The sequence below is a fragment of the Streptomyces sp. CNB091 genome, assembly GCF_000377965.1.
Genome location: NZ_KB899004.1, coordinates 180,853 through 203,415 on the forward strand (window position 1 = coordinate 180,853; position 22,563 = coordinate 203,415).

Sequence of the window (22,563 nt, forward strand, 5' to 3'; positions counted from 1 at the left end):
CCGGCAACGCCGAAGCCGCCGCGGCCGGGCCGGAGCGAGCGGCGCCGGAGAGCCCCCGCCAAGGGCCGGGCGCCTCGGCGCCGCGTACCTCAGCGCCTGGCTCCCCAGTGCCTGGCCTCTCGGTGCCGTACGCCGAGGAGCCGGGCGCCGGGGAGCGCCTGCCCGGCGGGCCCGGGGCGGGGAGCCCTCCGGTGAGCGCGCTGGGGGCCCTGCTCGCCCCGCGGTCCGCCACCGGCACCACGGGACTGCGGTCCAGGATCCTGCTCGGCGTCGTCTGCGCCGGATATTCGGTGGGCGCCGCCCTCGGCTGGGGCTCACCGCGGGTCGCCGTCATCATGGGGGACTTCGGTCTCGCCGCGGCGGCCCTGGTCGCCGCCGTCTCCTGCTTCCTCTACGCACGGGCGGTCAGGGGCCGGCTGCGCCCCGCCTGGCTGCTGTTCTCGCTCTCCTCCGCCATGGCGGCCTGCGGAAACGCAGTCTGGGGCTGGTACGAGGTGATCCTCGGCGTCGCCGTGCCCACACCCTCCCTCGCCGACGTCTTCTTCCTCTGCTTCGCGCCGCCCGCCATCGTCGGACTGCTCGTGCTCGCCAAACGGCCCGTCACCCGCGCGGGCTGGGTGTGCCTGGCCCTGGACGCCTGGCTGATCGGCGGCTCCCTGCTGACGCTCGCCTGGAGCCTCGCCCTCGCGCACACCGCGCAGCTGGCGGGGGTCCAGGACACCAGCGTCGCGCCCGCGGCCCTCGCGCTGGCCTACCCGCTGCTCGACATCGTGCTCGTCTCGATGGTGCTCGCCCTGCACTTCCGCCGGGCGGGCGTGAACCGCACCGCGGTGAACACCGCCATCGCCGCCCTCGCGCTCACCGTGCTGAGCGACGCGGTGTTCACCTCGCCGCTGCTGCGCTCCACCTACCACTCGGGCCAACTCCTCGACGCCGGCTGGTTCGCCGGTTCGCTGCTCCTCGCCTACGCCCCCTGGGGCGCCCGGAGCGGGGCCGGGCCGTCCGCCCGCCCCGGGCCGCCGCGCGCCATCGCCAGCCGCCCGATCGCCGGCTCGCTGGCCGCCCTGACCCCGTATCTCGCCGCCGCCGTCTGCACCCTGGGCATCCTGTACAACGTGGTCGACGGCCGCCGGGTGGACCACGTCGTCATCTTCACCGGCTGCACCGTCGTCCTGGCCCTGGTCGTCCGGCAGGGCATCATGCTCCTCGACAACATCTCCCTCACCCAGGAGCTGGCCCAGAAGGAGAACCACTTCCGCTCCCTGGTGCAGGGCTCCAGCGACGTCATCATGATCGCCGCGCCCAACGGCACCCTGCGCTACGTCAGCCCCGCCGCCGCCGGGGTCTACGGGCGCGAGGCGGAGGGCCTCGTCGGCTCCGAGCTGTCCTCGATCATCCACCCCGACGACCTCGGCCGGTTCGTCCACGAGGTGCGACGCTTCCTGGCCGCACCGCCGCACGAGGAGCCCACCACCCGCATCGAGTGCCGCTTCCGCTCGGGCGCGGGTGACTGGCTCCACGTCGAGTCCACCGTCAACCGCCACCAGGGCGGCCTCCTCCTCAACAGCCGGGACGTCACCGAACGGGTCAGGCTCCAGGCCCAGTTGCAGCACAACGCCGAGCACGACCCGCTCACCGACCTGCCCAACCGGGCCCTGTTCACCGCCCGGGTCCGACAGGCCCTCGGCGGCCGCCGCTCGGGCGACCCCGGCACCGCGGTCCTCTTCATCGACCTCGACGGCTTCAAGGCGGTCAACGACACCATCGGCCACCAGGCGGGCGACGAACTCCTCGTCCAGGCCGGCCGCCGCCTCCAGGACTCCGTCCGGGCCGGCGACACCGCGGCGAGGCTCGGCGGCGACGAGTTCGCCGCGCTCATCATGGGCGACGGCACCCGCGACCAGGGCGCCCGGGAGTACCAGGTCCACGAGATCGCCGACCGGCTGCGCCTCACCCTCTCCCAGCCCTACCGGATCGGCCCCAGCGAGGTCCGGGTGGCCGCCTCCATCGGCGTGGCCTTCGCCGAGCCCGCCATCAGCCCCACCGACCTCATGCGCAACGCGGACCTCGCGATGTACCGCGCCAAGGCCGGCGGCAAGGACCGGGTCGAGCTGTACGCCCCGCAGATGCAGGCCGACGTCGTACGCCGCTCCGAGCTGGCCACCCGGCTGCGCACCGCCCTGCGCGAGGGCGAGTTCGCCCTGCTCCACCAGCCCGTCGTCCATCTCGCCAGCGGGTCCGTCGCGGCCGTCGCCGCACAGGCCCGCTGGCGGTCCGCCCAGGGCATCCTGTTCACCCCCGCCGAGTTCCTCCGGGTCTCCGGCGACGACGACCGCACCGCCGAGCTCGGCCGCTGGCTCCTGGAGGAGGCGGTGGCCCAGGCCGCCGACCGGGCCAGGGCCGGGCACCCCGTCGCCGTCTCCGTCCGGCTCTCCGCCGCCCGGCTGCTGGAGGCGGCCGAGCCCCCCGGCTCCATCGAGGCGCTGCTGACCCGCCACGGCCTGCCCTCGGGCGCCCTGATGATCGAGGTGGCCGACAGCGACCCGCGTGTCTCCTTCGACGCCCTGGAGCAGCGCCTCGTGGCCCTGCGCCGCCTCGGTGTACGGATCGCGCTCGACGGCTTCGGCAGCGGCTTCGCGGCGATCAACGCGCTGCGCCGGCTCCCCATCGACGTACTGAAGCTCGACCGGAACCTGGTCGAGGGGGTGGTCGAGTCGGCCAGGCTGCACAAGATCACCAGCGGTCTCCTGCGGATCGCCTGCGACCTCGGTCTCCAGTCCGTCGCCGACGGCGTCGACGTCCCCGAGCAAGTGCTCGCCCTGCGCGCCATGGGGTGCACTCACGGCCAGGGGATGGCCTTCTCGGGCCCGCTCGACGAGTACCGGCTGCGACGCGCCCTGGTCCGGGGGGAGTTCCCCGTACCGAGCATCCCCAGCCCCCGGCCGGTGATGGCGGGCGGCTCGATTCCCCTGCTCACCGGATCACATGCTGAGACGCCCGTCCCACCCACTTGACACGTCATGCGTGCCGGAGAGAGGGTCAATGCCATGCGCACCCGAATTCTCGTACTTGGAAAGCGCGTCGGCTGAAGCAGAGTCACTCCACGACACTCTGCGACCGCACCCGGCGCGCTCCCCTCGCTTGCCTCACGGCACGAGGGGTTTTTTGTTGCACTGACACCGCTCAAACCGCTGCAAAACACCCGCGAAAAACCTCAGCTTCGAGAAGAGAATGCCGATGACCGAGCAGGCCACCGGGGCCCACCACCCGCAGCCGCGCGCCCGTAACGGCGGACAGCCGTCCGTCACCGTTGAGCACGTCACGGGCGCGCAGTCCCTCATCCGTTCTCTCGAGGAAGTCGGCGCCGACACGGTATTCGGCATTCCCGGCGGCGCGATCCTCCCCGCCTACGACCCGATGATGGACTCCACCCGGGTCCGTCACGTCCTGGTCCGCCACGAGCAGGGCGCCGGCCACGCCGCCACCGGGTACGCGCAGGCCACCGGCAAGGTCGGCGTCTGCATGGCCACCTCGGGCCCCGGCGCCACCAACCTGGTCACCCCGATCGCCGACGCACACATGGACTCCGTGCCGCTCGTCGCGATCACCGGCCAGGTCGCCGCCAAGGCCATCGGCACCGACGCCTTCCAGGAAGCCGACATCTGCGGCATCACGATGCCGATCACCAAGCACAACTTCCTGGTCACCAAGGCCGAGGACATCCCGCACACCATCGCCGAGGCCTTCCACATCGCCTCCACCGGCCGCCCCGGACCGGTCCTCGTCGACATCGCCAAGGACGCCCTCCAGGCGAAGACCACGTTCAGCTGGCCGCCCACCCAGGACCTGCCCGGCTACCGCCCGGTGACCAAGCCGCACGCCAAGCAGATCCGCGAGGCCGCGAAGCTGATCACCCAGGCCAGGCGCCCCGTGCTCTACGTCGGCGGCGGCGTCATGAAGGCCGGCGCCACCGCCGAGCTGAAGGTCCTCGCGGAGCTGACCGGAGCGCCCGTCACCACCACCCTGATGGCGCTCGGATCCTTCCCCGACAGCCACCCGCTGCACGTGGGGATGCCGGGCATGCACGGCGCGGTCACCGCCGTCACCGCGCTGCAGAAGGCCGACCTGATCGTCGCCCTCGGAGCCCGCTTCGACGACCGCGTCACCGGCAAGCTGGACAGCTTCGCCCCGTACGCCAAGATCGTCCACGCCGACATCGACCCGGCCGAGATCGGCAAGAACCGCACCGCGGACGTCCCCATCGTCGGCGACGCCCGTGAGGTCCTGGCCGACCTGGTCCAGGCCGTCCAGGCCGAGCACACCGACGGCAACACCGGCGACTACACCGCCTGGTGGAAGGACCTCAACCGCTGGCGCGAGACCTACCCGCTCGGCTACGACCTGCCCGAGGACGGCAGCCTCTCCCCGCAGCAGGTCATCCAGCGCATCGGCGAGCTCGCCCCCGAGGGCACGATCTTCGCGGCCGGCGTCGGCCAGCACCAGATGTGGGCCTCCCACTTCATCGACTACGAGCAGCCCGCCACCTGGCTCAACAGCGGCGGCGCCGGAACGATGGGCTACGCGGTCCCGGCCGCCATGGGCGCGAAGGCCGGCATGCCCGACCGCACGGTCTGGGCCATCGACGGCGACGGCTGCTTCCAGATGACCAACCAGGAACTGACCACCTGCGCGCTCAACAACATCCCGATCAAGGTCGCCGTCATCAACAACGGCGCGCTCGGGATGGTCCGCCAGTGGCAGACCCTCTTCTACAACCAGCGCTACTCCAACACCGTGCTGCACTCCGGCGCGGACACGGACGGCGTCCCGGCCAAGGGCACCCGCGTCCCGGACTTCGTCAAGCTGTCCGAGGCCATGGGCTGCTACGCCATCCGCTGCGAGGACCCGGCCGACCTGGACAAGGTCATCGAAGAGGCCAACTCCATCAACGACCGCCCCGTCGTGATCGACTTCATCGTCCACGAGGACGCCATGGTCTGGCCGATGGTCGCGGCGGGCACCTCCAACGACGAGGTCCAGGCCGCCCGCGGCGTCCGCCCCGACTTCGGCGACAACGAAGACGACTGAGAGACAGAGAGAGACCGACTCCATGTCCGAAAAGCACACGCTCTCCGTCCTGGTCGAGAACAAGCCCGGTGTCCTCGCCCGGATCACCGCGCTGTTCTCCCGACGCGGCTTCAACATCGACTCGCTCGCGGTCGGTACCACCGAGCACCCCGACATCTCCCGCATCACCATCGTCGTGAATGTCGAGGGCCTGCCCCTGGAGCAGGTGACCAAGCAGCTCAACAAGCTGGTCAACGTCCTGAAGATCGTCGAACTCGAGCCCGCCGCCGCGATCCAGCGGGAGCTCGTCCTGGTGAAGGTCCGCGCCGACAGCGAGACCCGCTCCCAGATCGTCGAGATCGTCCAGCTGTTCCGCGCCAAGACCGTCGACGTCTCCCCGGAGGCCGTCACGATCGAGGCGACCGGAGGGGCCGACAAGCTGGAGGCGATGCTCAAGATGCTGGAGCAGTACGGCATCAAGGAGCTCGTCCAGTCCGGCACCATCGCCATAGGGCGCGGCGCGCGCTCGATCACCGACCGGTCCCTGCGCGCCCTCGACCGCTCCGCCTAGGCGGAACGGGGAGCGGCCCCCGCGCCGCTCGCATGGCGAGACCCGATCACGTACCCGACGCCCCCGCCGTACGGTGGGACGCAACACCTGCACACCAAGGAGAAGACCCAGTGGCCGAGCTGTTCTACGACGACGATGCCGACCTGTCCATCATCCAGGGCCGCAAGGTCGCGGTTCTCGGATACGGCAGCCAGGGCCACGCCCACGCGCTGTCGCTCCGCGACTCCGGCGTCGACGTCCGCGTCGGTCTGCACGAGGGCTCGAAGTCCAAGGCCAAGGCCGAGGAACAGGGCCTGCGCGTGGTGACCCCGGCCGAGGCCGCCGCCGAGGCCGACGTCATCATGATCCTCGTCCCGGACCCGATCCAGGCCCAGGTCTACGAGGAGTCCGTCAAGGACAACCTCAAGGACGGCGACGCGCTGTTCTTCGGCCACGGCCTGAACATCCGCTTCGGCTTCATCAAGCCGCCGGCCGGCGTCGACGTCTGCATGGTCGCCCCCAAGGGCCCCGGCCACCTGGTCCGCCGTCAGTACGAGGAGGGCCGCGGCGTTCCCTGCATCGTGGCCGTCGAGCAGGACGCCTCGGGCAAGGGCCTGGAGCTCGCCCTCTCGTACGCCAAGGGCATCGGCGGCACCCGCGCCGGCGTCATCAAGACGACCTTCACCGAGGAGACCGAGACCGACCTGTTCGGTGAGCAGGCCGTCCTCTGCGGTGGCACCGCCGCCCTGGTCAAGGCCGGTTTCGAGACGCTGACCGAGGCCGGATACCAGCCCGAGATCGCGTACTTCGAGTGCCTGCACGAGCTGAAGCTCATCGTCGACCTCATGTACGAGGGCGGCCTGGACAAGATGCGCTGGTCCATCTCGGAGACCGCCGAGTGGGGCGACTACGTCACCGGCCCGCGCATCATCACGGCCGACACCAAGGCCGAGATGAAGAAGGTCCTCACCGAGATCCAGGACGGCACCTTCGCCAACGCGTGGATGGCGGAGTACCACAACGGTCTGCCCAAGTACAACGAGTACAAGAAGGCCGACAGCGACCATCTGCTGGAGACCACGGGCCGTGAGCTGCGCAAGCTCATGAGCTGGGTGAACGACGAAGAGGCCTAGGCCTCGGGGGAGCGGGGCGGGTCCGCGAAGGACCCGCCCCGCTCCGCGGTGAACCGGAGAAGCCGCTCCGTACGGGGGTACCGGAGGGGCACTTCCGTACGGGTGTACACCACGTCCACCCTCGTGCGGGTGATCCTTCCACCGGGGCGCGGTACGAGGCGCGTCGCATGACTACACTTCTCCACAGATACACGCGTCAGGGCCCACAGTGTCGTGCGTCTCCACGCGGCTAGCCCCTCCACCGCCTGCGGCCGTCGGGACGGCCGTCCGCACTGGACTTGTGAGGACTCACGTGAGCTCGAAACCTGTCGTACTCATCGCTGAAGAGCTGTCGCCCGCAACGGTCGACGCCCTGGGTCCGGATTTCGAGATCCGGCACTGCAACGGCGCGGACCGCGCCGAGCTTCTCCCCGCGATCGTCGACGTCGACGCCATCCTGGTGCGCTCCGCCACCAAGGTCGACGCCGAGGCCATCGCCGCCGCCAAGAAGCTCCGGGTCGTGGCCCGCGCCGGCGTCGGTCTTGACAACGTCGACGTCTCCTCGGCCACCAAGGCCGGCGTGATGGTCGTCAACGCCCCCACCTCCAACATCGTCACCGCGGCCGAGCTGGCCTGCGGTCTGCTGGTAGCCACCGCGCGCAACATCCCGCAGGCCAACACCGCGCTCAAGAACGGTGAGTGGAAGCGCTCCAAGTACACCGGGGTCGAGCTCAGCGAGAAGGTCCTCGGCGTCGTCGGCCTCGGCCGCATCGGCGTCCTGGTGGCCCAGCGCATGTCGGCCTTCGGCATGAAGATCGTCGCCTACGACCCCTACGTCCAGCCGGCCCGCGCCGCGCAGATGGGCGTCAAGCTCCTCAGCCTGGACGAGCTGCTGGAGGTCGCGGACTTCATCACGGTGCACCTGCCCAAGACCCCCGAGACCCTCGGTCTCATCGGTGACGAGGCGCTGCACAAGGTGAAGCCCTCGGTCCGCATCGTCAACGCCGCGCGCGGCGGGATCGTCGACGAGGAGGCCCTGGCCTCCGCGCTGAAGGAGGGCCGCGTCGCGGGCGCCGGCCTCGACGTGTACGCGAAGGAGCCCTGCACGGACTCCCCGCTGTTCCAGTTCGACCAGGTCGTCTGCACCCCGCACCTCGGCGCCTCCACCGACGAGGCGCAGGAGAAGGCGGGCATCGCGGTCGCCAAGTCCGTCCGCCTCGCCCTGGCCGGCGAGCTGGTCCCGGACGCGGTCAACGTCCAGGGCGGCGTCATCGCCGAGGACGTACGCCCCGGCCTGCCGCTCGCCGAGAAGCTCGGCCGGATCTTCACCGCGCTCGCGGGCGAGGTCGCGGCCCGGCTCGACGTCGAGGTGTACGGCGAGATCACCCAGCACGACGTCAAGGTGCTGGAGCTCTCCGCGCTCAAGGGCGTCTTCGAGGACGTCGTCGACGAGACCGTCTCCTATGTGAACGCCCCGCTGTTCGCACAGGAGCGCGGTGTGGAGGTCCGCCTCACCACCAGCTCCGAGTCGCCCGACCACCGCAACGTGGTCACCGTGCGCGGCACGCTCTCCGACGGCCAGGAGGTCGCGGTCTCCGGCACGCTGGCCGGCCCGAAGAACCTCCAGAAGATCGTCGCCATCGGTGAGCACGACGTCGATCTGGCGCTCGCCGACCACATGGTCGTCCTGCGCTACCAGGACCGTCCCGGTGTGGTGGGCGCGGTCGGCAAGATCCTCGGCGAGGCCGGGCTGAACATCGCGGGCATGCAGGTGTCCCGGGCCGCCGTGGGCGGCGAGGCGCTCGTCGTCCTCACCGTCGACGACACCGTCCCCCAGCCGGTGCTGACCGAGATCGCCGAGGAGATCGGCGCGTCCTCGGCCCGCTCGGTGAACCTCACCGACTGACGCGGACACGTTGGTGAGCCTCACCGGCTGACGCGGACACGTTGGTGAGCCTCACCGGCTGACGCGGAAGCGTCGATGAGGCTCACCGGCCGACGCGGGCGCACAGCCGCACGACCCCGCTCCGTACCCGGTAGCAGGCCCGCTCGTTCCGTACCAGCGGCCCCGCCGCCGGGTACGTCGCTTTCCGCGGCCCGGTCAACCCCTCCGGGTGGGCCCGGGGTTGGGTCCTGGGGCCCACGACGTGAGCGGGTCCCCGCCCCTAGGGTGACCGGTTGTCATGTCACTCATGGGCGCCGGGGGTCGGATCACGTATGTCTGCTGTCGGTGGCATACCCGTAGCGGGAGGCCCTGCTCCGGCCGCCGCCCCGCGGCGTGAACTCCCGCGCCCGCTCGTCCTGGTCCGCGTGCTGCTCCTCGTGCTGTTCGGGGCGACGGTGCTGGGGGCGGTCGGCCTCTCCGGCTCGGCCCTCGCCGCGGACGCGATGGGCGCCGAGGTGCTCGGCATCCTGCTGTACGCCTCCGCGCCCGGGGTGCTCGCGGCGCTGCTGGCCCGGCACGTCAGGACCGGCGGCGCGCGTGTGCGGTGGGGCATCGTCGCCGTACAGGTGTGGCTGATCCTCGGGGGCCTCGCCAACCTCGGGGGCGGGTCGCCGGACGGGCTGACCCAGCTGGTCCTGCCGATCCTGATCACCGTCCTGATCAGCCGCGCGGGGAGCCGGGCGTGGTTCCGGCTGCCGCCCGGCGAACGGGGACAGCCGCCGAAGTTCTCGCTCCCGCACATGATCACCTGGAAGCGGGACCGGGGGCAGACCGCCCTGGAGTACCTGGGCCTGGTCCTGATCGTCGTCGCGCTGATCGGGGCCCTGACCGTGGGCGGCCTCGGCGGCCGGATCACCGAGGGCCTCCAGTCCGCGATCTGCTCGCTGACCGGCAGCTCCTGCCCGGTCTCCCCGGGCAGCGGCTCCGTCGAGGCGGGCGACGGCCCGGGCGGCGGTACGGGCGGCGGTATGGAGGGGGGAGCCGACGGAGGTACGGACGCAGGGGCCGACGGCGGTACGTCGGGGAGCGCGGACGGAGGGGCCGACGGCGGTACGGACGGGGGAGCCGACGGCGGTTCGACGACCACGGGAGGCGTCACCGGAGGGTCCACGGACGGGGCCACCGGCGGTGACGCCACCGGCGGTACGGGAGGCACCGGCTCCACCGGAGGCCCGGGCGGCACCGAGGGCACCGGAGGCACCGAGGGCTCGGGCGGATCCGAGGGCTCGACCACGACCGGCGGCGGCACGGGAGGCCCCGACGACACAGGCCGCCCCGGCACCGGCGCGGACACCTTCCCCGACGACAACGAGGAGCCCGAGGCCGCCCACGACGTACAGGCGTCCGACGACGGTGAGGGCGAGGGCGGCGGCGAGCAGGCCGAGGAGCAGGAGGACTGCGGCGGCTGGGGCTTCTTCGGCTGCGCCTGGGACCGTACGACGCAGGTCGTCAAGGGCCTCGTGGTCGACGGGCTCTGGGGCGACATCACCGGGATCATCGACCTGTTCAAGCCGGAGACCTGGTCGGGCCTGGCCGACTACGGCCGGCAGCTCGGCGACCAGTGGACGAAGGACTCCGCGGGCGCCGGCGACAAGTGGGCGGACGGCGACTACCTGGGCGCGCTCCTGGACTGGGGCAAGGCGTCCGTCGGCACCGTGGTCACGGTCGGCGACGACGTGTTCGTCGGGGACGAGGTCCGCGAGCGCTGGAACAACGGCGAGAAGACCCGGGCCGTCACCGACGTGATCTGGAACGTCGGCTCGATCTTCATCCCCGGCTACAACGTCGGGAAGGTCGTCGGCAAGGTCGGCAAGCTCGGTGCGCTGGGCAAGGCCGCCGGAGCCGTGGCGAGGGCCGCGGACGATGCGGGGGCGGCGGCCCGCAGGGCCCGTAAGGCGGCGGAGGCCGGCGATCTCGACGGCGTGCGGAAGGCGGCGAAGGAGGCCGACGACGCGGCGGACACCGCCGAGGACGCGGCCCGCCGCACCGGCTGCGCCATCGCCTCGGGCCCGCCGCGCGTGCGGTACGGCGAGGGCGGGGCCACCGGTGTCCCGGGCGCCGGCACCGGAGTGCTGGCGGGCGGCTCCCCGGACCGGATCGTGCTCGGAGACGGCGGGTGCGACGAGGCGGCCAAGGCTGCCGCCGCCCGGGCGCGGGCAGCCGAGCGGACCGCCCACCTGGAGCGGAAGAGGCTGGAGGAGCCCGAGCGGGCACGAAAGGCGGAGGTGGACAAGAAGCAGTACCCGCAGGCGCAGCGCAACGACACCTCCGACCCGCGCAACTACAACCCGCCGTCCTGGGCCGACGACCTCAAGGACCGTACGCTCGGGGACGCCGACGCGGGCGACGGCTACTGGGCGAGCCGGGACCGCAACCCCGCGCCCAACTGGAAGAACGAGTCCTGGCTGCGCTACCAGGAGCAGGTGACCGGTACCAACCGGGGCCAGGAGTACGTCGTGCCGCACCCCCGGGAGGGTAAGCCGGCGGTGGAGTACGACGGCTGGGACTCCTCCCGGCAGACGTTCCTGGAGGCCAAGAACGGCTACGACAGCTATCTGTCCCAGTCCGACAGCGGCGCCCTTACCCCCTCGGGCAAGGACAAGTTCGTCACCGAGGCCCGCTCCCAGGTGGAGGCGTCCGGCGGCCGGAGCGTGGAGTGGCACTTCTCCGACCCGGAGGTGGCCAAGGCCGCCCGCAAGGCGTTCCGGGACGAAGGGCTGCCGGTCAAGGTGGTCCACAGCCCGACGAAGCCCAACGACAGCACCAGGAAGCCGGGGGCGTTCGACGAGTAGGCCGCGCGCCGGGACGCAAGCCGTCCTCGTCCCGGGGGAGCCTTGTAGCCTGCACGCGTGGTGATCCCGGCCGCCGTCCGGCCGGGGGACCGCGCGCTGTGGGCCGGCCGACGGAGGAGAGACGAGCATGCGACGTGTAGTGCGGGGCTTCTGGGGTCCCCGGCCGGAGCCGGCCGAGGCGCTTGCCGACCGTTGGCTGCGGACCCTCGACGGGCTCGCCGAGCTGGTCCCGCAGGCGGCCGACGCCTGGAGTCAGGTCCACGGGAACGGCCCCGCCACCGCGTTCACCCCCGACGGGGACGCCCTGTTCGGCGCGCTCCGCGCCGCCCAGAGCGCGGCCGACTGGTCGGACCTCACCGGCACCGGGCTGCGGCTCGTCGGCACCGGGGCGCGCGGCTGGGAGGCCGAGGTCAGCGGAGTGGCCGGCGGGGCGCCGGAGTTCCTGCTCCAGTCGCTCGCGATCATCCTCCACGCCCCGGACGAGGCCGTGGTCCCCGAGGAGGCGCTCCTGTCGCTCGTCGCCCGGGTGTGGGAACCGGACTTCGGCGACGTGAGCGACGACGACGTGCTGGACGCGCTGGAGGACGACGCGGGCTACTCCGTCGGCGACCCGGTCGTCGGCCGGGCCGGCTACCTCTCCCCGGCCCGCGCCGCCCTCGTCCCCGAAGGACTGGAGGTGGTCCGCGAACCTCTGCCCGGCGGCGGGGCGTTGCTGAGCATCGCGGCCCCGGGCGACAGTGCGGGCGTGGTGCGGGTGTACCAGCGGCTGCGCGAGGCGGGGGCGTTGGCTCCGCTGCCCCGCCCGATGGACCGGGCGGTCCTGTGACCTCCCGCGCGGGCGAGGAGTTCGACGCCGAGCGCGCGGCGGCCGAGGTGACCGCGCTCCTCGCCGCCCCCGTACCGGCGGCCGGCCCCACCGCCGCCGAGGGCGACCCGGCCACCGGCGAGTGGACGGTCACCGTCGGGGAGGGCTTCCGGATCGTGCCGCTCTGGGAGGGCCACTCCCTCACCGGTGTGTACGCCCCCGAGTGGAACGAAGCCGTGGAAGCCGCCGAGGGCCATCTGGCGGTGCTGGCACGGGCGTTGGACGACCACTGGGTCCCGCACCGGCCGGTGCGGTTGCACGTGGCGCTGCTGCGGTGGCAGGCCGGGACGCCCGTGGAGCCTTTGTTCGAGGCGCTGTTCACCGCGGATCTGTACGGAGATCTGGTGGTCTGGGGGCCTCTCGCCCCCGACGGCCGGTGGGCCGCCCTGACCGTGGGGCACAGCGACGGCGACGCGCCGCTGGTGCTGGCCGCCCTGGTCAGCGACCGCCCGATCACCGAACCGGACGACGGGGAGAGCCCGTTGTGAGGACCGGCCGGAACGGGCCGGAGGCGCCCGGGACCGTCGGCGGGGTCCTCCGGCACGGGCGGTCCTGTGATGGAGTGGGTCCATGAAGCTGCTTCCCCTGTTCCTCCGACGGCCGATCGAAGCGGTGTACGAGCGTCGGCTCGCCGCCACCCTGGTGGGCCTGCCGCGCCCCCAGCACGTCGGAATCATGGTCGACGGCAACCGGCGCTGGGCCCGGAAGGCCGGGCACACGGACGTCCGGGAGGGCTACCGGGCGGGCGGCGCCAAGGTCACCACGTTCCTGGGCTGGTGCACGGCCGCCGGGATCGAGCACGTGACCCTCTTCATGCTCTCCGACGACAACCTGGGCCGCCCCGCCGAAGAGCTCGGCCCGCTGATCGAGGTCATCGAGGAGACCGTCCGGGACATCACCGCCGAGGGCCGCGACTGGGAGGTCCGGGCGATCGGCTCGCTCGACATGCTGCCCGGCGCCAGCGCCCGGGTGTTCAAGGAGGCCACCGCAGCCACGGCCGGGCGCGGCGGCCTCAAGGTGGACGTGGCGGTCGGCTACGGCGGCCGGCGCGAGATCGTCGACGCCGTGAAGAGCGCCTTCGAGGAGCACATCGCGGCCGGCGGCGACGCGGCCGAACTGGCCGCCCGGTTCGCCATCGACGACATCTCCCGGCACCTGTACTCACCCGTCGCCGACCACACCGACTTCATCATCCGCACCTCCGGGGAGCAGAGGCTGTCCGGCTTCCTCCTCTGGCAGTCCGCCTACGCCGAGATGCACTGGGTGGACTGCTACTGGCCGGCCTTCCGGCACGTGGACTTCCTGCGCGCGCTGCGCTCGTACGCGAACCGGGAACGCCGCTTCGGCAAGTGAAGGACCGGCCTTCCGGACGCCCCTCCGGCCGGGCCCGCCGGTCCCTCCGCCGGCCGGGCCCGCCCGGCACCCCCTTGGGGCGGGCCGCCCTGACGGGCAGGGGGGAGGCGTCGCACAGCGGTAGCGGACCGGGCGGTTCGGGGCGGTCTGCGAGGATGTGCGGCATGGACGTGCTGAGCAGGAACCACGTGAGGGTGAGCGGCCGCGCCGACGGGCCGGTGGTGATGCTCGCGCACGGGTTCGGGTGCGACCAGAACATGTGGCGTCTCGTGGTGCCCGAGCTGGAGCGCCACTTCACCGTGGTCCTCTTCGACCACGTCGGCTCGGGGAACTCGGATCTGTCGGCGTGGAGCCCGGAGCGGTACTCGACCCTGGACGGGTACGTCGCCGACCTCCTGGAGCTGTGCCGGGAGCTGGCGCTGGGCCCGGTGGTGTTCGTCGGGCACTCGGTGAGCGCGATGATGGGCGTGCTGGCCGCCGCGAAGGAGCCCGAGGCGTTCGCCGGTCTCGTGCTGCTGGCCCCCTCACCCTGCTTCATCGACGACCCCGCCACCGGTTACCGGGGCGGGTTCAGCGCCGAGGACATCGACGAGCTCCTGGAGTCGCTCGACGCCAACTACCTGGGCTGGTCGGGTGCGATGGCCCCGGTCATCATGGGGAACCCGGAACGCCCCCAGTTGGGCGAGGAGCTCACGAGCAGTTTCTGCCGTACCGATCCGGAGATCGCCAGGGCTTTCGCCCGCGTGACGTTCCTGTCCGACAACCGCGCCGACCTCGGCAAGGTGACTGTGCCCACCCTGGTCGCCCAGTGCTCCAGCGACGCGATCGCCCCGCCCGAGGTCGGCGCCTTCGTGCACGCACGGATACCGGGCAGTCGGCTGGTCACGTTGGAGGCCACCGGGCACTGCCCCCAGCTCGCCGCCCCCGAGGAGACCGCCGCGGCGATCGCCGCCTTCGCGGGAGACACACTTTGATGAGCAGGACCGACGACGAGGAACACGGTGGAACGAGGGACGAGGGGCCGGTGGACGACCGGGCACAGTTCTCCGCGCTGCTGGAGGACAGCGCCGAGGACCTGTACGAGCACGCGCCCTGCGGCTACCTCTCCACCCTGCTCGACGGCCGGATCGCGAAGGCCAACACCACCCTCCTGGACTGGCTCGGCTACCGTCGCGAGGACCTGGTCGGCCGCAAGCACTTCTCCGACCTGCTCACCGTCGGCGGCCGGCTCTACCACGAGACGCACTTCGCCCCCATGCTGCGGATGCAGGGGGAGATCAGCGGCATCGCCCTGGAGATGAAGGCCGCCGACGGCACCCGACTGCCGGTCCTGGTCACCTCCACGGTCAAGACGGGAAGCGACGGACAGCCGCTGCTGGTCCGCACCACGGTCTTCGACGCCCGCGACCGTCGCGCATACGAGACCGAACTGCTGCGCGCCCGTCAGGCCGCCGACCGGGAACGCGACCGCCTCCAGGCTCTGACCACGACCCTGCAGAGGAGCCTGCTGCCGCCGGTCCTGGCGAACGTGCCCGACCTGGACGTCTCCGCGTACTACCACGTTGCCTCCGTCGACGAGGTCGGCGGCGACTTCTACGACCTCTTCCCCCTGGCAGCCGGTACCTGGGGCCTGTTCCTGGGCGATGTCTGCGGCAAGGGAGCCGCCGCGGCGGCGGTCACCTCGCTGGCGCGCTACACCCTGCGCGCCGCGGCCGTCTATGACCCCGACCCCGTCGCCGTCCTCGGCAACCTCAACACGGTCCTCAACCACGAGTACCACGGCTCCGACCCACGGTTCTGCACCGTCGTCTTCGGCCTGCTCACCCCGGACCTCCTCCACGGCGGCTTCCAGATCACTCTGGCCAGCGGCGGCCACCCCCCGGCCCTGCTGATGCGCGCCGACGGCACCGCCGACTTCCTGCCCACTCCCGGCGGACAGCTCATCGGCGTCCTGCCGAACGCCCACATCGCCACCACCACCATCCACCTCGCCCCCGGCGACACCCTCCTCCTGCACACCGACGGCCTCACCGAGGCGCACACCGACGCCGCCGCCGGTGACGGAGAACGCTACGGCGACGACGCCTTTCTCGACTTCGGCCGCGCCCTGGCCCCCACCACGGCCTCGGACACCGTCAGCGCGGTCCGTGGCCTGCTCGACAGCTTCGGCACCGGCGTCGACGACGACACCGCCATCCTGGCCATCCATGTGCCCCGGCCCCCCAGTGAAGAGCGGCAGTGACCAAGCACCTGACCATGAACACCCGCACGACCCCGGCCGGTACGGTCATCGAACTCACCGGAGACCTCGACCACCACACCACACCCGAGGTCCGCGCCGCGCTGCCGGCTCTCGGCCTGAGCCCCGGCCAGCAGCTCGTGTTCGACCTCGGCGCCCTCACCTTCTGCGACTCCACCGGCCTCACCGTGTTCATCGCCGCCCGCAACCACGCCCTCGCCGCCGAGGCGAGCATCGTCCTGGTCGCGGTCCCCGACCGTGTCAGCCGGATCTTCCGCATCGTCGGCCTGGACCAGGTCTTCCCCACCTTCCCGACCGCCCAGGACGCCGAAGCCGCCTGGCGACCCCCGGCAGGCTGACCCGCCGTCGCACGGCCCGGCCGATCCTGGCCCTGGCCCCCTACAGCCGGGCCCGCTTCACCGCCATGTGCAGCAGCAGCCGGTCCTCGCCGTCGTTCAGGTCGAGGCCGGTGATCTGCTGGATCCGGGAGAGGCGGTAGTACAGCGTCTGGCGGTGGATGCCCAGCGCGGCGGCCGTCCGGCCCGCCTGGCCCGCGCAGTCCAGGAACACCTCGGCGGTGTGCGCCAGCTCCCGGTGCGGCGAGGTCAGCAGCGGGGCGACCGCCGGGTCCCCGGGGGCGTCGCCGGTGCCCGGGAGGGCGGTCAGCAGACGGTACGGGCCGATCGCCGACCACCGGGCGACCGGGCCGAGGCGGGTCTCGGCCCGTGCCGCGCGGGCCGCCGCCGTGGCCTCGCGCCAGGAGACCGGCAGCTCGTCCAGGCCCCGGCGCGGCGTGGCGATCCCCCCGGTGGCGGCCGGGCCGGCATCGGTGCGCAACCGGTCCGCGGCGCTCAGGGCGGGATCGAGGCGGTCCGGCGCGCGCAGCCGGACGAGCGCGGCCAGCGACGACGGCCCGGCTCCCCCCGGCGCGGCGACCGTCGCCAGGGCGGCCGCCGAGCCCACCCCCCGTACCGAGGGCGTGTCGTCCCCCCACGGGGTCACACAGACCACCGTGTGCAGCCCCTCCGCGTCCGGCCCCAGGGCCTCGCTCAGCGCGGCGACGGCGGTGTCGCGCTGCCGGCCGGGGCCCGCCGTGAGCACCGCGCCGAACTCCCGCGACAGGTCGGCGCCCGCCCGTGCCTCGTCGGAGAGCAGCGCCCCGATCCGGGCGGCGACCTCCATCGCGGCGGCCAGCTGCTCGTCGGCCGGGCCGGGGTCGGCGTCGAGCAGCCAGACGTAACCGAGGACGACGCCTCGATGGCGTACGGGAAGGCAGACGCGGTCCCGGAACACCCCGGCCTCGGGGGCGGCGGGGATGCGTACGGGGCCGGTCGCCCGGGTGATGCCGAACCCCTCGAACCAGGCGCGCACGGCGGGCGTGGAGCGACGGGTCAGGATCGACCGGGTGCGGACCGGGTCCATCGCGGAGTCGTCGTCGCTGTCGTGGGCTCCGAAGGCGACCAGGCCGAAATCCCGGTTCTCCAGGGTGGCCGGGGCGTCGAGGAGGGCCGAGATCTCGTCGACCAGTTCCTGGTAATCGCCTGTCACTCCGCCATTCTGCACCCCTTCGCGCCCTTCTTCAGACAGATGTCTGAGATGGCGGCCACGGATGCGTGACAGGTGTCGATGGCACAGGATCGGAGCGGTCCCTAGATTTCACGGTGGTTATCCGTGCCGTACCGGTCCGTTCATGTTCGTGCCGTTACGGCCCTTCGTCCGTACATTCGTGGAGGTGCCCCGTGCTGGGTCCCGTGATTCTCGCCGCATCACGCAGCGACAAGATGCGCCGGTTCGTCTCGGCCGCGCCCGGCACCAAGCAGGTCGTCGACCGCTTCATCGCCGGGGAGACCGTCGACCAGGTCGTACCGATCGTGGAGGACGCCGCGGACAAGGGGCTGGAGGTCACGCTCGACGTCGTCGGCGAGGACATCACCACGCCCGCGCAGGCCGAGGCCGCCCGCGACGCGTACCTGGAGCTCGTCGGGCGTCTGAAGGACCTCGGCCTGGGCACCCGCGCCGAGATGTCCGTCAAGCTGTCCATGTTCGGCCAAGCGCTGGAGGGCGGCCACGAGCTGGCCCTCGCCAACGTGCGCCCGGTCGTCGAGGCGGCGGCCGCCATCGGCACCACGGTCACCCTGGACGCCGAGGACCACACCACCCTCGACTCGATGTTCGCGATCCACGAGGAGCTGCGGAAGGACCACCCGGAGACCGGCTGCGTCATCCAGTCCTACCTGTTCCGCACCGAGGACGACGCCCGCAGGCTCTCCGCCGCGGGCAGCCGCGTACGCATCGTGAAGGGCGCCTACAAGGAGCCCGCCTCCGTCGCGTACCAGGACAAGGCCGAGATCGACAAGGCGTACGTCCGCATCACCCGGATCCTGATGGAGGGCGCGGGCTACCCGATGATCGGGTCCCACGATCCCCGTCTCATCGCCATCGCCCAGGAGCTGGGCCGCCAGGCCGGGCGCAAACTGGATGAGTACGAGTTCCAGATGCTGTACGGCATCCGCAGCGACGAGCACGTCCGGCTCGCGGCCGAGGGCCACCGGATGCGCGTCTACACGGCGTACGGCACCGACTGGTACGGATACTTCATGCGCCGCCTCGCGGAGAAGCCGGCCAACCTGCTGTTCTTCGGCCGCTCGATCCTCACCAAGGGCTGAGCGCCCGGCCCCCACCCGGGGCTGAACCGGCCACGGCCGACCCACCCATCCCCGCCGACACCAAGGAGACAAGGCAACCATGGACGCCGTCACCCAGGTCCCCGCGCCGGTCAACGAGCCGGTTCACTCCTACGCCCCGGGCTCCCCGGAGCGCGCCCGCCTGGAGGTGAAGCTCAAGGAGCTCGCCGACAATCCGATCGACCTGCCGATGACCATCGGCGGCGAGAAGCGGATGGGCGGCGGCGAGCGTGTGGACGTCGTACAGCCGCACAACCACCAGGCCGTCATCGGCACCTTCGCCGGCGCCACCGAGCAGGACGCCCAGGACGCCATCGACGCGGCCCTGGCCGCCGCTCCGGCCTGGCGCGCGATGGCCTTCGACGACCGCGCGGCGATCATCCTGCGCGCCGCGGAGCTGCTGGCCGGCCCCTGGCGCGAGACGCTGGCCGCCTCCACCATGCTCGGCCAGTCCAAGACCGCCCAGCAGGCCGAGATCGACACCCCCTGCGAGCTCATCGACTTCTGGCGCTTCAACGTGCACTACGCGCGCCAGATCCTCGCCGAGCAGCCCCCGGCGAACTCCCCGGGTGTGTGGAACCGCATGGACCACCGCCCGCTGGAGGGCTTCGTCTACGCGATCACGCCGTTCAACTTCACGGCCATCGCGGGCAACCTCCCCACCGCCCCCGCCCTCATGGGCAACGTCGTGGTGTGGAAGCCGTCCCCGACGCAGACCCACGCCGCCGTGCTGCTGATGCAGCTCCTGGAGGAGGCCGGGCTGCCCAAGGGCGTCATCAACCTGGTCACCGGCGACGGCATCGCGGTCTCCGAGGTGGCGCTGAACCACCGCGACCTGGCCGGCATCCACTTCACCGGCTCGACCCCCACCTTCCAGCACCTGTGGAAGACGGTCGGCAACAACATCGCCAAGTACCGCACCTACCCGCGGCTCGTCGGCGAGACCGGCGGCAAGGACTTCGTCGTCGCGCACCCCAGCGCCGACCGCGCCGTCCTGAAGACCGCACTGACCCGCGGCTCTTTCGAGTTCCAGGGCCAGAAGTGCTCGGCGTCCTCGCGGGCGTACGTCCCGGCCTCCATCTGGAACTCCGGTTTCAAGGAGGAGTTCGCGGCCGAGGTCGACTCGATCACGATGGGTGACGTCACCGACCTGACGAACTTCATCGGGGCCGTCATCGACGAGCGTTCGTTCGCCAAGAACAAGGCCGCGATCGACCGTGCGAAGTCCGATCCGGCGTGCACCGTCGTCGCGGGCGGCACCTACGACGACTCGGTGGGCTACTTCGTCCGTCCGACCGTCATCGAGTGCTCCGACGCCGAGAGCGAGGTCTTCACGACCGAGTACTTCGGCCCGATCCTCGCGGTCCACGTCTACGAGGACGACAAGTACGACGCCATGCTGGAGCAGATGGAGTCGGTCTCCGACTACGCGCTGACCGGCTCGGTCATCTCGGGCGACCGCGCGGCGGCCGCGTACACGATGGACAAGCTCCGCTACGCCGCGGGCAACTTCTACATCAACGACAAGTCGACCGGCGCCGTCGTCGGCCAGCAGCCCTTCGGCGGCGGCCGTGCCTCCGGCACCTGCGACAAGGCGGGCGCCCCGCAGAACCTCCAGCGCTGGACCCTCACCCGGGCCATCAAGGAGACGCTGGTCCCGCCGACCGACTACACCTACCCCCACCAGGGCTGACGCCCTCCCGGGGCGCCGCAGCACGACGCCCCGGACCCGGGGTCTCCCGGCGACGGAAGACCCTCCAGAGCACCGCCCCCCGACCGGCCCCCCTGCCGGCCGGGGGGCGGTTTCCATGTGTCGTCTCCTGTCCTCGGGGCCGGACGGGGCCGGGCGGGGCCGGGCGAACCCGAGGAGGGGCCGGGCGGGGCCGGCCGGGGTAGGGCCAGGCTCCTCCGATGCTTCTCAGATCTCCACCAGCACCTGGTCCAGCGACTTGCGCACCAGGTCGGGGACCTCGCAGTCGTCGGCGGGATAGCCGACGGGGATCACGGCGAACGCCTTCTCGTTCTCGGGCCGGTTCAGGACCTCGCCGAGGAAGCGCATCGGGCTCGGGGTGTGGATCAGCGCGGCGAGCCCGGACAGGTGCAGGGCGGTGAGCAGCATGCCCACCGCGATCCCGACCGACTCGTCCCCGTAGTAGTGCTTGCGCTTCGTGCCGTCCTCGCCCAGCCAGTAGCGCTGCTGGAACACCACGATCAGGGCCGGCGCGTCCGTCATATGGGCCTTCACCGCGTCCGTGCCCAGCGGGCGCAGCGCCGCGAGCCACTCCTCGCCGAGCCGCCCGTCGTAGCTCACCTTCTCCTCGTGCTCGGCGGCCTCCCGGATCCGGCGGCGGACCTCGGGGTCCTTGACCAGGGCGAAGGTCCACGGCTGCTGGTGCGCGCCGGAGGGGGCGGTGGCCGCGCACGCGATGGCGTCGCGCACCACCTGCTCGGGGACCGGGTCGGGGGAGAAGGCGCGGACGGTCCTGCGCTCGTCCATGCGCTCCCGCAGCCGGGCGGCGCGGGCGAGCGACTCCTCCGGAGCGATCCGCTCGGGGCGGTAGGGCGCGGGGCGGTACGGGTCGCCGTGGATGGGCGACCACTGCCGGGGCGTGGGCGTCGTGTCGGACATGGCCGCAGTGTGCGCGGTGGGGGAGGCCCGGGGGAAGCGGGGCTTCGGACAGGAGCGGGACCGGTCCCGGTCAGTGTCCGCTGAGCGGGACCGGCTGTCCGCCCTCCGGCGTCCCGGGCACGCGGTCTTGTGGACTAGGTAATGAGCATGTCAAATTCCTTCTCGGTACGTCCCCACACGTCACCCAGAAGGAGCCCCCCATGAGACGCAACTCCCGCGCGCGCCTCGGTGTTTCCCTGCTGCTCGTCGCCGGCGCCCTCGGACTCGGAGCCGCCCCCTCCACCGCCGCCGACGCCCCGGCGGCGCCCGTTCCCCCGGCGACCCCCGCCCCGTCCGCGTACGCGCTCGACGCCGCCGTCGAACGGCAGCTCGGGGCCGCCACCGCCGGCGCCTACCTCGACGCGAAGACCGGGAAGCTGGTCGTCACCGTCACCACCGACCGGGCCGAGGAGCAGGCCCGCGCCGCCGGGGCCACCGTCCGCCGGGTGGCCCGCAGCGCCGCCCAGCTGGACGCCGCGATGGCGGCCCTGGAGGCCGAGGCCAAGATCACCGGCACCTCCTGGGGCGTCGACCCGCGCACCAACCGGGTCGCCGTCGAGGCCGACTCCTCCGTCTCCGCACGGGACATGGCCCGCCTCGAAGCCGTCGCGGAACGGCTCGGCGGCGCGGTCGACATCAAGCGCGTACCGGGCGTCTTCCACCGCGAGGTGCTGGGCGGCGGAGCGATCTACGGCGGCGGCAGCCGCTGCTCGGCGGCTTTCAACGTCACCAAGGGCGGGGCCCGCTACTTCGTGACCGCCGGACACTGCACCAACATCTCCGCCAACTGGTCGGCCGGCTCGGGCGGTCCGGTCGTCGGCGTCCGGGAGGGCACCAGCTTCCCGACCAACGACTACGGCATCGTCCGCTACACGAACGGCTCGTCGCCCGCCGGGACCGTCGACCTGTACAACGGCTCCACCCAGGACATCTCCTCCGCCGCCAACGCGGTGGTCGGCCAGGCGATCAGGAAGAGCGGATCCACGACGAAGGTGACCTCCGGCACGGTCACCGCCGTCAACGTCACCGTCAACTACGGCGACGGGCCCGTCTACAACATGGTCCGCACCACCGCCTGCTCGGCCGGCGGCGACAGCGGCGGCGCGCACTTCGCCGGATCCGTCGCCCTCGGCATCCACTCCGGCAGCTCCGGCTGCTCGGGCACCGCGGGCTCGGCCATCCACCAGCCGGTCGCCGAGGCGCTCTCCGCGTACGGCGTGACGGTGTACTGAGCCGCCACGGCGACGCCGCCAGCGGCACTGCTCGACCCCGCCCGCCCGGACCCCCG

17 protein-coding genes are annotated in these 22,563 nt (G+C 72.2%); 15 read left to right on the plus strand and 2 right to left on the minus strand.

Annotation, left to right across the window (positions count from 1 at the left end):
- Positions 1–191: 191 nt before the first annotated feature.
- The 12 genes from D581_RS0125780 (at position 192) to D581_RS0125840 (ending at position 16,282) form a co-directional block, all read left to right on the plus strand.
- The gene (locus D581_RS0125780) at positions 192–3,014 is read left to right on the plus strand and encodes an EAL domain-containing protein (protein ID WP_018960074.1); all 2,823 of its coding nucleotides are present in this window, start codon (positions 192–194) and stop codon (positions 3,012–3,014) included.
- A 217-nt stretch (positions 3,015–3,231) separates the two neighbouring features.
- Positions 3,232–5,088, plus strand: a complete 1,857-nt coding sequence (locus D581_RS0125785; protein ID WP_026290911.1) for an acetolactate synthase large subunit — start codon at positions 3,232–3,234, stop codon at positions 5,086–5,088.
- A 22-nt stretch (positions 5,089–5,110) separates the two neighbouring features.
- Entirely contained in the window at positions 5,111–5,638 is a 528-nt protein-coding gene (gene ilvN / locus D581_RS0125790) for an acetolactate synthase small subunit (protein ID WP_003966072.1), read from the plus strand.
- 110 nt (positions 5,639–5,748) lie between these two features.
- Positions 5,749–6,750, plus strand: coding sequence for a ketol-acid reductoisomerase (gene ilvC, locus D581_RS0125795; RefSeq protein WP_018960076.1), 1,002 nt, complete (start codon positions 5,749–5,751; stop codon positions 6,748–6,750).
- Positions 6,751–7,042: 292 nt separating this feature from the next.
- Positions 7,043–8,635 carry a phosphoglycerate dehydrogenase gene (gene serA, locus D581_RS0125805; protein WP_018960078.1) on the plus strand — a complete coding sequence of 531 codons (1,593 nt, stop codon included), beginning with the start codon at positions 7,043–7,045 and terminating at the stop codon, positions 8,633–8,635.
- Between the two features lie 311 nt (positions 8,636–8,946).
- On the plus strand, positions 8,947–11,466 hold the full coding sequence (locus D581_RS0125810) for a Tox-REase-5 domain-containing protein (protein WP_026290912.1): 2,520 nt from the start codon (positions 8,947–8,949) through the stop codon (positions 11,464–11,466).
- A gap of 127 nt (positions 11,467–11,593) precedes the next feature.
- Entirely contained in the window at positions 11,594–12,292 is a 699-nt protein-coding gene (locus D581_RS0125815; protein WP_026290913.1) for a hypothetical protein, read from the plus strand.
- A complete protein-coding gene (locus D581_RS0125820; RefSeq protein ID WP_018960080.1) occupies positions 12,289–12,819 on the plus strand; it encodes a hypothetical protein in 531 nt (176 codons plus the stop codon). The genes D581_RS0125815 and D581_RS0125820 overlap by 4 nt, the downstream gene beginning before the upstream one ends.
- Before the next feature lie 82 nt (positions 12,820–12,901).
- Positions 12,902–13,684 carry an isoprenyl transferase gene (locus D581_RS0125825; RefSeq protein WP_018960081.1) on the plus strand — a complete coding sequence of 261 codons (783 nt, stop codon included), beginning with the start codon at positions 12,902–12,904 and terminating at the stop codon, positions 13,682–13,684.
- Between the two features lie 164 nt (positions 13,685–13,848).
- Positions 13,849–14,658, plus strand: coding sequence for an alpha/beta fold hydrolase (locus D581_RS0125830; protein ID WP_018960082.1), 810 nt, complete (start codon positions 13,849–13,851; stop codon positions 14,656–14,658).
- Positions 14,658–15,926, plus strand: a complete 1,269-nt coding sequence (locus D581_RS0125835) for a PP2C family protein-serine/threonine phosphatase (RefSeq protein ID WP_018960083.1) — start codon at positions 14,658–14,660, stop codon at positions 15,924–15,926. Before D581_RS0125830 ends, D581_RS0125835 begins: the two co-directional genes overlap by 1 nt.
- Positions 15,923–16,282 (plus strand): STAS domain-containing protein, encoded by a 360-nt coding sequence (locus D581_RS0125840; protein ID WP_018960084.1) that lies wholly within the window; start codon positions 15,923–15,925, stop codon positions 16,280–16,282. The genes D581_RS0125835 and D581_RS0125840 overlap by 4 nt, the downstream gene beginning before the upstream one ends.
- 40 nt (positions 16,283–16,322) lie before the next feature.
- Here the strand turns inward: D581_RS0125840 and D581_RS0125845 are convergent, their stop codons facing one another.
- On the minus strand, positions 16,323–17,471 hold the full coding sequence (locus tag D581_RS0125845; protein ID WP_018960085.1) for a PucR family transcriptional regulator: 1,149 nt from the start codon (positions 17,469–17,471) through the stop codon (positions 16,323–16,325).
- 191 nt (positions 17,472–17,662) lie between these two features.
- Here D581_RS0125845 and D581_RS0125850 point away from each other — a divergent pair, with 191 nt between their 5' ends.
- Positions 17,663–18,589, plus strand: a complete 927-nt coding sequence (locus tag D581_RS0125850) for a proline dehydrogenase family protein (protein ID WP_018960086.1) — start codon at positions 17,663–17,665, stop codon at positions 18,587–18,589.
- 79 nt (positions 18,590–18,668) lie between these two features.
- Positions 18,669–20,300, plus strand: coding sequence for an L-glutamate gamma-semialdehyde dehydrogenase (gene pruA, locus D581_RS0125855; RefSeq protein ID WP_018960087.1), 1,632 nt, complete (start codon positions 18,669–18,671; stop codon positions 20,298–20,300).
- Between the two features lie 225 nt (positions 20,301–20,525).
- Here the strand turns inward: pruA and D581_RS0125860 are convergent, their stop codons facing one another.
- Positions 20,526–21,236, minus strand: coding sequence for a nitroreductase family protein (locus D581_RS0125860; protein ID WP_018960088.1), 711 nt, complete (start codon positions 21,234–21,236; stop codon positions 20,526–20,528).
- A gap of 200 nt (positions 21,237–21,436) precedes the next feature.
- Between D581_RS0125860 and D581_RS0125865 the strand changes: the two genes are divergently transcribed.
- The gene (locus tag D581_RS0125865) at positions 21,437–22,507 is read left to right on the plus strand and encodes a S1 family peptidase (protein WP_018960089.1); all 1,071 of its coding nucleotides are present in this window, start codon (positions 21,437–21,439) and stop codon (positions 22,505–22,507) included.
- Positions 22,508–22,563 lie beyond the last annotated feature (56 nt).

Bases quoted from the DNA above. Each gene is read 5' to 3' on its own strand.
- D581_RS0125785 (WP_026290911.1), top strand. From the start codon at position 3,232: ATGCCGATGACCGAGCAGGCCACCGGGGCCCACCACCCGCAGCCGCGC.
- ilvN (WP_003966072.1), top strand. From the start codon at position 5,111: ATGTCCGAAAAGCACACGCTCTCCGTCCTGGTCGAGAACAAGCCCGGT.
- D581_RS0125810 (WP_026290912.1), top strand. From the start codon at position 8,947: ATGTCTGCTGTCGGTGGCATACCCGTAGCGGGAGGCCCTGCTCCGGCC.
- D581_RS0125815 (WP_026290913.1), top strand. From the start codon at position 11,594: ATGCGACGTGTAGTGCGGGGCTTCTGGGGTCCCCGGCCGGAGCCGGCC.
- D581_RS0125825 (WP_018960081.1), top strand. From the start codon at position 12,902: ATGAAGCTGCTTCCCCTGTTCCTCCGACGGCCGATCGAAGCGGTGTAC.
- D581_RS0125830 (WP_018960082.1), top strand. From the start codon at position 13,849: ATGGACGTGCTGAGCAGGAACCACGTGAGGGTGAGCGGCCGCGCCGAC.
- D581_RS0125835 (WP_018960083.1), top strand. From the start codon at position 14,658: ATGAGCAGGACCGACGACGAGGAACACGGTGGAACGAGGGACGAGGGG.
- pruA (WP_018960087.1), top strand. From the start codon at position 18,669: ATGGACGCCGTCACCCAGGTCCCCGCGCCGGTCAACGAGCCGGTTCAC.
- D581_RS0125860 (WP_018960088.1), bottom strand. From the start codon at position 21,236: ATGTCCGACACGACGCCCACGCCCCGGCAGTGGTCGCCCATCCACGGC.
- D581_RS0125865 (WP_018960089.1), top strand. From the start codon at position 21,437: ATGAGACGCAACTCCCGCGCGCGCCTCGGTGTTTCCCTGCTGCTCGTC.